The sequence below is a fragment of the Pseudomonas juntendi genome, assembly GCF_009932375.1.
GTDB classification, from domain to species: Bacteria; Pseudomonadota; Gammaproteobacteria; order Pseudomonadales; family Pseudomonadaceae; genus Aquipseudomonas; species Aquipseudomonas juntendi.
In genome coordinates this window covers 1-232 of record NZ_BLJG01000599.1, presented here as the reverse complement: position 1 = coordinate 232, position 232 = coordinate 1, and the positions used below count along the sequence as shown (strand labels likewise).

Here is a 232-nt window from a genome sequence, read left to right as displayed (position 1 = left end):
TTGCCCGTATCGAATGTCACTGCTTCATGAACAACGCGTTCCTCGAACCGGACCAGCTGATCCGCGACCTGCCGAAAATCGCCCATTTGCCGGCAGTGATCGTGCACGGCCGCTACGATGTGATCTGCCCGCTGGACAACGCCTGGGCCCTGCACCAGGCCTGGCCGAACAGCGAGCTGAAGGTGATCCGTGACGCTGGCCATGCGGCCTCCGAGCCTGGCATTACCGATGC

The 232-nt window shown here is 62.5% G+C and carries 1 protein-coding gene; it reads left to right on the top strand.

The window, feature by feature from the left end; all coding sequences use genetic code 11:
- Positions 1 to 232: alpha/beta fold hydrolase (locus GYA94_RS27435; RefSeq protein ID WP_369008870.1), on the top strand; the 232-nt coding region annotated here is incomplete at both ends.